11 protein-coding genes are annotated in these 9,104 nt (G+C 65.1%); 6 read left to right on the top strand and 5 right to left on the bottom strand.

What is annotated here, in order from left to right:
- Positions 1–13: 13 nt before the first annotated feature.
- From cckA to ACVMB1_RS18795, 3 genes are all read left to right on the top strand, one after another.
- Positions 14–2,584, top strand: coding sequence for a cell cycle histidine kinase CckA (gene cckA / locus ACVMB1_RS18805; protein WP_253641020.1), 2,571 nt, complete (start codon positions 14–16; stop codon positions 2,582–2,584).
- Positions 2,585–2,826: 242 nt separating this feature from the next.
- A complete protein-coding gene (locus ACVMB1_RS18800; RefSeq protein WP_456834971.1) occupies positions 2,827–3,789 on the top strand; it encodes a Tim44 domain-containing protein in 963 nt (320 codons plus the stop codon).
- A gap of 151 nt (positions 3,790–3,940) precedes the next feature.
- Positions 3,941–4,618, top strand: coding sequence for a lectin (locus ACVMB1_RS18795; protein WP_456848855.1), 678 nt, complete (start codon positions 3,941–3,943; stop codon positions 4,616–4,618).
- A gap of 119 nt (positions 4,619–4,737) precedes the next feature.
- Here ACVMB1_RS18795 and ACVMB1_RS18790 read toward each other — a convergent pair whose 3' ends face one another.
- On the bottom strand, positions 4,738–5,145 hold the full coding sequence (locus tag ACVMB1_RS18790) for a DUF3606 domain-containing protein (RefSeq protein WP_076825623.1): 408 nt from the start codon (positions 5,143–5,145) through the stop codon (positions 4,738–4,740).
- A 153-nt stretch (positions 5,146–5,298) separates the two neighbouring features.
- On the opposite strand from ACVMB1_RS18790, the gene ACVMB1_RS18785 reads away from it, so the two are divergent.
- Entirely contained in the window at positions 5,299–6,006 is a 708-nt protein-coding gene (locus ACVMB1_RS18785) for a glutathione S-transferase (protein WP_253589874.1), read from the top strand.
- A 101-nt stretch (positions 6,007–6,107) separates the two neighbouring features.
- Here ACVMB1_RS18785 and ACVMB1_RS18780 read toward each other — a convergent pair whose 3' ends face one another.
- Together ACVMB1_RS18780 and ACVMB1_RS18775 are read right to left on the bottom strand one after the other, a co-directional pair.
- Positions 6,108–6,464: a GFA family protein gene (locus tag ACVMB1_RS18780; protein WP_076825621.1), complete on the bottom strand. Its 357-nt coding sequence runs from the start codon at positions 6,462–6,464 to the stop codon at positions 6,108–6,110.
- Between the two features lie 9 nt (positions 6,465–6,473).
- Positions 6,474–7,148, bottom strand: coding sequence for a methyltransferase family protein (locus ACVMB1_RS18775; RefSeq protein ID WP_057018340.1), 675 nt, complete (start codon positions 7,146–7,148; stop codon positions 6,474–6,476).
- Positions 7,149–7,294: 146 nt separating this feature from the next.
- Between ACVMB1_RS18775 and ACVMB1_RS18770 the strand changes: the two genes are divergently transcribed.
- Together ACVMB1_RS18770 and ACVMB1_RS18765 are read left to right on the top strand one after the other, a co-directional pair.
- Positions 7,295–7,621: an ArsR/SmtB family transcription factor gene (locus ACVMB1_RS18770; RefSeq protein WP_028339820.1), complete on the top strand. Its 327-nt coding sequence runs from the start codon at positions 7,295–7,297 to the stop codon at positions 7,619–7,621.
- On the top strand, positions 7,621–8,061 hold the full coding sequence (locus ACVMB1_RS18765; RefSeq protein ID WP_456848853.1) for an SRPBCC family protein: 441 nt from the start codon (positions 7,621–7,623) through the stop codon (positions 8,059–8,061). The genes ACVMB1_RS18770 and ACVMB1_RS18765 overlap by 1 nt, the downstream gene beginning before the upstream one ends.
- Here the strand turns inward: ACVMB1_RS18765 and ACVMB1_RS18760 are convergent, their stop codons facing one another.
- Together ACVMB1_RS18760 and ACVMB1_RS18755 are read right to left on the bottom strand one after the other, a co-directional pair.
- Positions 8,062–8,517 carry a hypothetical protein gene (locus tag ACVMB1_RS18760; RefSeq protein WP_371852106.1) on the bottom strand — a complete coding sequence of 152 codons (456 nt, stop codon included), beginning with the start codon at positions 8,515–8,517 and terminating at the stop codon, positions 8,062–8,064.
- A gap of 109 nt (positions 8,518–8,626) precedes the next feature.
- The gene (locus tag ACVMB1_RS18755; protein ID WP_076825613.1) at positions 8,627–8,944 is read right to left on the bottom strand and encodes a Kazal-type serine protease inhibitor family protein; all 318 of its coding nucleotides are present in this window, start codon (positions 8,942–8,944) and stop codon (positions 8,627–8,629) included.
- Positions 8,945–9,104 lie beyond the last annotated feature (160 nt).

Here is a 9,104-nt window from a genome sequence, read left to right as displayed (position 1 = left end):
CATGTCTCTCCAGATGACCGCCGATAGCAACGATCCTTCCGTGACCGAGCCTTTCGTGGCCCACGGGCCAGCGCGGCGGAACGGCAGCATCCTGCTGGTGGTCCTGATCGCCGCCGGCATCGTCGCGGTGGCGGTCTGGCTGATGACCATCGGCCGCACCGAGGCGCAGCCCTATATTCTCGGCGTGCTGGCGCTGCTCGCCACCGTCGGCCTGTTCAACCTGTTCGCCCTTGCCGCCGGCATCATCCGCTTCTCCGACCGCGCCACCGATGATCCGGTGATGGCGCGGATCGCCGACCAGGCCCAGGAAGGGCTCGTCGTCACCGACTCCCGCGGCCACGTGGTCTATTCCAACGCCGCCTATCTCACGCTGACCGGCGCGGCCGGGCCGCAGGAGGTCCGTCCGGTCGAGCGCGTCTTCATCGGCAACCCCGACGTCTCCGAGGCCGTGTTCCGCCTTTTGAAGGCTGCGCGCGAGGGCAAGCGGCAGCAGGAGGAGGTCCGCCTCGCCGGCCACGAGGCCGGCCAGGGCCGCTGGCTGCGCCTGCGGGTACGCCCGCTCGGCGAGGGCAAGCGCGATGCGAAATATGCGGTTTGGTCGATCGCCGACGTCACCCGCGACCGCGAGCGCCAGGAAGACGTGTTCCAGGAGCTGCGGCACGCGATCGAATATCTCGATCACGCGCCATGCGGCTTCTTCTCGGTCAATCCGGCCGGCGAGATCGCCTATGTCAACGCCACGCTGGCCAACTGGCTGGACTACGATCTGGCCGAGATCGGCTCGGGCGGCCTGAAACTGACCGACATCGTCTCGGGCGACGGCGCGGCGCTGTTGACCTCGATTGCGGCGGTGCCGGGCGAGGTCAAGACCGAGGTGTTCGACATCGACCTGCGGATGCGCGGCGGCAAGACCGTGCCGGTGCGGCTCTATCACAAGCTCGCTTTCGGCTCCGACGGCGCGGCGGGCGCCTCGCGCACGCTGGTGATTAGCCGCGCCCGCGACGAGCATTCCGATCCGGAGCGCGCCGCCGAGGTGCGCTTCATGCGCTTCTTCGACCATACGCCGATGGCGATCGCGACCGTCGATCGCGGCGGCAATGTGGTCGGCGCCAATGCGCGCTATGCCAAGCTGGCGCAGGGCCTGAACGGCGACGGCGGCGCCGCCAAGTCGATCTTCCGCGCCGTCAATCCGCGCGACCGCGGCCTGCTGATCGCCGCGATCAACCAGGCGGCCGAGGGCCAGGGCGACATCGCGCCGGTCGAGGTGATGCTCGACGGGCCCAAGGAGCGCTTTGCCCAGTTCTTCGTCACCACCGTCGAGAAGGACGAGCGCGACGCCGAGACCGCGATCGTCTACATGCTCGAAACCACCGAGCGGCGCGCGCTGGAGAACCAGATCAACCAGTCGCAGAAGATGGAGATGGTCGGCCAGCTCGCCGGCGGCATCGCGCACGACTTCAACAACGTGCTATCGGCCATCATGATGGCCAACGACTTCCTGCTGAACGCGCACAAGCCGACCGACCCGTCGTTCCAGGACATCATGCAGATCAAGCAGAACGCCACCCGCGCCGCGACGCTGGTGCGGCAGCTGCTTGCATTCTCGCGCCGCCAGACGCTGCGGCCGCAGGTGCTCGATCTCGGCGATGCATTGAGCGACCTCACAATGCTGCTGCGCCGGCTGATCGGCGAGAAGGTCAAGCTCGACCTCGTGCATGGCCGCGACCTGTGGCCGGTGAAGGTCGACGTCTCGCAGTTCGAGCAGGTGGTGGTCAATCTCGCGGTCAACGCGCGCGACGCGATGCCCGACGGCGGCAAGCTGATCATCCGCACCGCCAATGTGCCGACCGAGGAAGCCGCCCAACTCGCCAACAAGGGCATGCCGGCGGCGGACTATGTGAAGATCGAGATCGCCGACACCGGCACCGGCATTCCGGCCGAGATCATCGACAAGATCTTCGAGCCGTTCTTCTCGACCAAGGAAGTCGGCAAGGGGACCGGTCTCGGCCTGTCCACGGTCTACGGCATCGTCAAGCAGACCGGCGGCTTCGTCTATGTCGATTCCGTGCCGGGCGGCGGCACCACGTTCCGGATCTATCTGCCGCGGCATCGCCAGCAGCAGGAGGTCGCACCGGAGGCCCAGGCCGGCAACGGTGCGGCCAAGGAAACCGCCGCCGTCACGGAAGCCGCCAAGCCGAAGCCGGACCTGACCGGGCAGGGCACCATCCTGCTGGTCGAGGACGAGGACGGTTTGCGCTCGCTCAATGCGCGCGGCCTGCGTTCGCGCGGCTACAGCGTGATCGAGGCGGCGAACGGCGTCGAGGCGCTGGAGGCGTTCGAGGAGAAGAACGGCGCCGTCGATCTCGTCGTCTCCGACGTCGTGATGCCGGAGATGGACGGTCCGACGCTGCTGAAGGAAATGCGCAGCCGCAACGCGGAGCTGAAGATCATCTTCGTCTCAGGCTATGCCGAGGACGCCTTCGAGAAGAGCCTGCCGGAGAACCAGCAGTTCGCGTTCCTGCCGAAACCCTTCACGTTGACGCAGCTGGTCGCCGCGGTGAAGGAAACCATGACGGCGAACTAGCCGGTTGCCGCGGCAACCGGCTTTACTTCTCGCAAGTGCGAGGCGAAATTCCGCGGTAACTGTGGTTGAAACCGGGCCTCATCCCGCGGTAGGACGCGCCGTCGCATCCACAAGGACCATAGTGTCACATCTCCGCGACCGAGGGCCGCAGCCGCGGTTCCCGTTTCCCGCTTCACTTTTAACCGTCCCTGCCCATCTTAGGGGCGTTTCCCCATGCCGGGGAATCCTTTGAGGAAACCAACATGAATTTCTCGCAACGCACGCGTGGAATTGTTCGGGCGATCGCCGTCGCGATGGCACTGGCGCTGCCCGTGATGATGACCGTTTCGGCGGCCGACGCCCGCGTTGGCGGCGGCGGCTCGCGCGGCTCGCGGACATTCTCCGCGCCGCCCTCGACCAACACGGCGCCGGGCTCGGTTGCGCCGATGAACCGCACCTTCAGCCAGCCTGGTAGCCCGAACATGGGCTCGCCGGCGGCGGCGAATTCCGGCGGCCTGTTCGGTCGCGGTGGAATGGGCCGCGGCCTGCTCGGTGGCCTGGCCGCGGGCTTCCTTGGCGCCGGCCTGTTCGGCATGCTGTTCGGCGGCGGGCTGTTCTCGGGTCTCGGCGGCCTGTCGTCGATGTTCGGCCTCTTGCTGCAGATCGGTCTGATCGTGCTCGTGGTTCGCCTTGCGATGTCGTGGTGGCAGCGCCGCAACACGCCGGCGGCCGCCTATGCCGGTGGCCCCGACGTCGGCCCCGGTCCGCAGGCGAACGCCCGCTCGGGCTTCGGCTTCGGGCTCGGCGGCGGATCGAATGCGCCGGTCGAGATCGCGCCGGGCGACTATGAGACGTTCGAACGGCTGCTCGGCGACATCCAGACCGCGTGGTCGAACGAGGACATCGCGAAGCTGCACACGCTCGCGACGCCGGAGATGGTGTCGTACTTCTCGAAGGATCTCGAGGAGAACAAGGCGCGCAACGTCACCAACAAGGTGACCAATGTGAAGCTGCTGCAGGGCGATCTGGCGGAAGCCTGGCGCGAAGGCGACAGCGAGTATGCGACGGTCGCGATGCGCTACTCGCTGGTCGACACCACGCTCGAGCGCGGCACCGGCCGTCAGGTCGGCGGCAGCACGCAGCCGGAGGAGGTCACTGAGGTCTGGACCTTCGTACGCCAGCGCGGCGGCAATTGGGAGCTTTCGGCGATCCAGCAGACCAACTGATCGGTTGCCGGAGAATGACAGATACAAGGCGCCGCGGCCTCGTCCGCGGCGCCTTTGTTTTGTGCCTTCATTCACATGTCGCGGCGCCGGAATATCCGGAGGGCCTGCGGGTTGATCTCAGCGGACCATAACAACCATCGGGAGGATTGAGATGAAGATCGTTGCGCATATCGCGGTTCCGGCCTGTCTTGCGTTCGTCGTCGTGGCCGCGCCGCCGGCGGCGGCGCAGACCGCCGACACCAGCTTCTTCCTGACCAGCAACGGCATCGGCAACGGCGGCAATCTCGGCGGGCTCGCCGGCGCCGACAATCATTGCCAGACGCTGGCGCAGGCCGCCGGCTTCGGCGCGCCGAAGACCTGGCGCGCCTATCTCTCGACCCAGGCGGCCGACGGCAAGGCAGCGGAGAATGCGCGCGATCGTATCGGCAAGGGACCGTGGAAGAATGTAAAGGGCGTCGTGGTCGCCAAGGACGTCGCCGACCTGCACAGCGCCGGCAACAATCTCACCAAGCAGACCGCCCTGTCCGAGAAGGGCGAGGTCGTCAACGGTGCCGGCGACACGCCGAACCGCCACGACGTGCTGACGGGGTCGCAAGCAGACGGTACGGCATTTGCGGCCGGCGAGGACCGCACCTGCAAGAACTGGACAAGCAGCACACAAGGCGCCGCCATGCTCGGGCACTTCGACCGCAAGGGCCTGCGCGACGACGAGCCGTCAAAATCCTGGAACACGTCGCATCCCTCGCGCGGTCCCGACGGCGGCTGCTCCCGGGCTGACCTGAAGAGCACCGGCGGCGACGGCCTGCTGTACTGCTTCGCGGCGAACTGAGAGAGCGCATCTGCTTCGTCATTGCGAGTGCAGCGACGCAATCCATCCTACCATAGGCCCGGAGCGATGGATTGCTTCGTCGCCTCGCGCCTCGCAATGACGGGATAGCACGATCGCGCTCAGCTCTTTTTGCGCTTGACGGTCTTCTTTGCGGTCTTCTTCGCGGCCTTCTTTTTCTTCGCGGTTTTTTTCTTCGCCGCGAAATAGGCTTCGACCTTCTTCGAGGAATGTCCGACCGCGGCGACCGCGGTCTTGAGCCGGGCAGGGGTCACCTTGAACTTCTTCGACCAGTAGCGGACCTCGTAGGGCTCGCTGATCGCGATCCGCGCGCGGTCGGCGGCCTTGTGGCGCTGCTCCTTGAAATGGCCTTCCACCTTCTTGGCGGAATGCCCGACCTTCTTGACCGCGGCCTTCAGCTTCGCCGGCGTCACCTTGAACTTCTTGGACCAGTACGCAACTTCGTAGGACTCGCTCAACGCGATCAGAGCGCGGTCTGCCGCGCCCCGCTTCTTCTTGCTGTCCGCCATAAGATGATCCCTCATCGAAAGATTCGACGTTGGAACCTTAGCAGCCTCTGTGCGGTTCGCACAGGCAGCGGTGCGCGATGGACGATCTGACCGCGGCGTGGCTACGATCGAGGTGAAGCGAAGCGATGCGGCGAAGTTTTCGGAGGTATGTGCATGCACTATCAGCTTTACTACTGGCCGATGATCCAGGGCCGCGGCGAATATGTCCGCCTCGCGCTCGAGGATGCGGGCGCCGGCTACACCGATGTCGCGCGCGCCAAGGGCGGCATGGGTGCCATGACGAAGATGATGGAGGCACACAAGGGCACGCCGCCCTTCGCGCCGCCGTTCCTCAAGGCCGGCAGTCTCGTGATCGGGCAGACCGCCAATATCCTGCTCTATCTCGGCGCGCGCCACGGCCTGGCGCCGAAGGCGGAGGGCGGAAAGCTCTGGGTGCACCAGCTGCAGCTGACGATCGCGGACTTCGTGCTGGAGATCCACGATACCCATCATCCGCTCGGGCCATCGCTGTATTACGAGGACCAGAAGGCGCCGGCGAAGAAACGCTCCGAGGAGTTCTGGGATTCGCGGGTGCCGAAATATCTCGGCTATTTCGAGGATCTCGTGCAGGCCAACCGAGGTGCGTTCGTCACCGGCCGCCGGCTGACCTACGCCGACCTGTCGCTGTTCCAGATCGTGGACGGCCTGCGCTACGCGTTTCCGAAGCGGATGGCGGCATTCGAGAAGAATATCCCGCGCCTGATCGCGCTGCGCGATCGCGTCGCCGAGCGGCCGAACATCCAGACGTATCTGGCCAGCGAGCGGCGGATTCCTTTCAACGAAGAGGGCATTTTCCGGCGCTACAAGGCGCTGGATTTGTGATCGCCGTCATTCCGGGGCGCGAAGCGAACCCGGAATCTCGCGCCACAATCTCTGGATTCCGGGTTCACGCTCCGCGTGCCCCGGAATGACGGCGTGGAAGGCTACCGGCTCCGCCCATCCACCGGCGTCATCGCGATCCTCGACAGATCGATGCCATCGATGCAGCTGACATTCAGCGCCACGATGTCGGTGCCGTCGGGCTTCTTGCCGCGCGCGAACACGTCGACGCCGCAATCGACGCAAAGTTGATGGCGGATCGCATGGCGGTTGAAGAGATATTCCTTGAGGTTCTCGGCGCCGGCGCGAAGCTGGAAGCTCGACGGCGGCATGAACACGAAGTGCAGGCCCTTCTTGGTGCAGATCGAGCAGTTGCAGGCCGTCACCATGGCCATATCGGTGGTGCATTCGAAGCGGACCTGTCCGCAATGGCAACCGCCGGTGTAGGTCTTCTCCGCCATGATGATCCCTCACCACAGCCCGGGCACGAGGCGGTAGCGCACCCGTGCCGTATAATCGGCGTAGCCTGACAATCCCGTCACCAGCGTGCGCTCCTCAATCCGGGTGCGGATCGCAAACATCACGAAGAACACCGGCACGAAGGCGAGGCCCCACCAGGAGCCGAGCGTCAGCGGCACGCCGATGAAGAACAGCATCACGCTCGTATACATCGGATGGCGGACCAGCGCGTAGGGACCGGTCGAGATGACGTGATGGTCGCGCTCGGTCTGCACCTTCACGACTGGCGCGGCGAACGAGTTGGTGCGGAACACCCACAGGATCGCCACGGTCGAGACAAGATACAGCACAAGGCCGAGCACGATCAGCGGCACGCCGTCATTGACGCCGCCAAAGCGCCGCTCGAGCCCCATCGCGACGAACCACAGCACGGCAACGACCAGGAACACCAGCATGAACCGCTTGTCCTCGGTGGGCTGGCCTTCACGCGCGGTGAGGCGCATGCGCTCGGCCAGCAGCCCGGGATCGACCTTGGCGAGCCAGAGCCCGCAGGCCGGGCCGATCACGGCCGAGGCGATCAGATAGACCCACGCGCCGGGCCAGTGCAGCGTACCTGCGAAGGCAAACAGCAGCACGGCCATGGTGATGACGAAGAAGGTATTCTGCAGAAGGAGCTTTGCGATCATGGGCGGCTCCGCACGATTCCAGTCGATATTATCGCACCCTTTTCCCGGCAAACATGCGACCGCAGCGATCAACTTTCGGAGCAGGCGAGACGTTCCTGCGTCGCGACCGTATTGACAATCATATAAGCAATTGCTTATATATTTTCATGCCCGCCGCCACGCAGCTGACCGATGTGTTGAAGACCCTCGCGGACCCGACGCGGCGGGCGGTGTTTGAGCGGATTGCGCGGGAAGGCGAGATCGCCGCGACCGGCCTGGTGCAGGGTTCAAAGGTGTCGCAGCCGGCGGTGTCGCAACATCTGCGCGCGCTGCGCGATGCCGGGCTGGTCGCCGAGCGCCGCGAGGGCCGGCATATCCATTATCGCATCGCGCCGAAGGGGCTCGGTCCGCTGATCGACTGGCTCGGGCATTACGAGACGTTCTGGGCCGAGCGCTTCGCAAATCTGGAACGGCTGTTGAAGGAGAGTGAGTGATGGGTGAGACGCACGCGATCACGGTCGAGAAAATGCTGCCCTACGCGGCCGAGAAGATCTGGCAAACGCTGACGACGAGCGATCGGATCGCGAAATGGCTGATGCCGAACGATTTCGTGCCGGCCGTTGGCCATCGCTTCAATTTCCACACCAAGCCGATGGGCGACTGGGACGGTGTCGTGCATTGCGAGGTGCTGGATTGCGATCCGCCGCGCCTGTTGCGCTACTCCTGGAAGGGCGGTGTTGATACCAATCCGGAATACGGCTCGAAGCTCGACACGATCGTCACCTGGACGCTGACGCCGGTCGAGGGCGGCACCCATCTGCGGATGGTGCATGACGGCTTCGTGCTGCCGGGCAACCGCTTCGCCTTCGACATGATGAGCCCGGGATGGGGCCGGGTGCTCGACGCCATCGCGCGCATCACCAGCGAAGGCTGATCACTCGTTGTTGCCGCGGCGAACCGTGATCGAGGCGTCGGTCTTGTTGCGGGTGCATTCGAGGTTGAGGCGGCGATAGCGCATCGTGATGGTGTTGCCGCGCAAGATGCCCATGCGCTTCAGGCAGCGCGAGGTGCCGGTGACGGCGTCGTCCTTCGGCACGGTGAAGATCAGCGCGGTGGCGGAGCCGACCAGGTTGAAGAACTCCGGCTTCATCTTGCGATCGGTCTTGGCGTAGAGCTCGATCGAATAATCCTTGCCGCGGCAGCCGAGCGACAATTCCTTTGCCGCCGGATGCGTGAGGTAGGTGATGTTGGCGGCGCTGAAATTGACCTTCAGTCCGTCGATCTGGCCGGCGAGCTGCTTGGCGATATCAACGCAGGGATCGGCATGCGCGGTCGCTGCGACGAAAACCGTCGCCAGCGCGATCAGCGCGGCCGGCAGAGTGGAGCGGATGCTCAAAGGCAAGCGTCGGCGCAACGATGCTGTCACGAAATACCCCCCGCGGTATGAAAGTACGCGAAGCTACATGCAGGCTCCCGCGGAGCGCGTCAATATGGCCACGTCAGGACGCGCACCTGCCGTCCTGCGCTTTGGAAGCCCCGGCGGCCCGGCGCTCGCAATCATTGCCGTAGGTCTTGCCGTCGCAGCCGCATACGGGCTTGAAGATCTTGTTGCAGATCGTCGGGCGGAACGCGCAGGTGCCGGTCTGGTCGAAGCGGCCGCAGGTCACGGGCTTGAACTGGCAGAACTGGCCGCGACCGCCGCATTGCAGTCCGGCAAGGCCGCCGCAGGGCCTGCCGAGGCGGGCGGCATCGGCGCCGGTCGGGATCGCGATCAACAAGGCCAGCGCCGCGAACCAGACGAAAAGCGCTGTCTTCATGAAGGTCTCCTGATGGCTTCCTGATGGTTTCCTTGGCCGTTCCGCGGCTTGCCGGCGTTGTGGCAACTTGGGATTACGATGGCATGAAACATAGCACGTGGATTGCCGGTCCCGCGCATGGCTGGAAGGCGGCCCGCTTCCCTTTCCTTTGTCGGAAAAA

It is taken from the genome of Bradyrhizobium sp. USDA 4504 (assembly GCF_054063995.1).
Note: the sequence above shows the minus strand (reverse complement) of the source record. Positions and strands in the feature narration are given on the sequence as shown.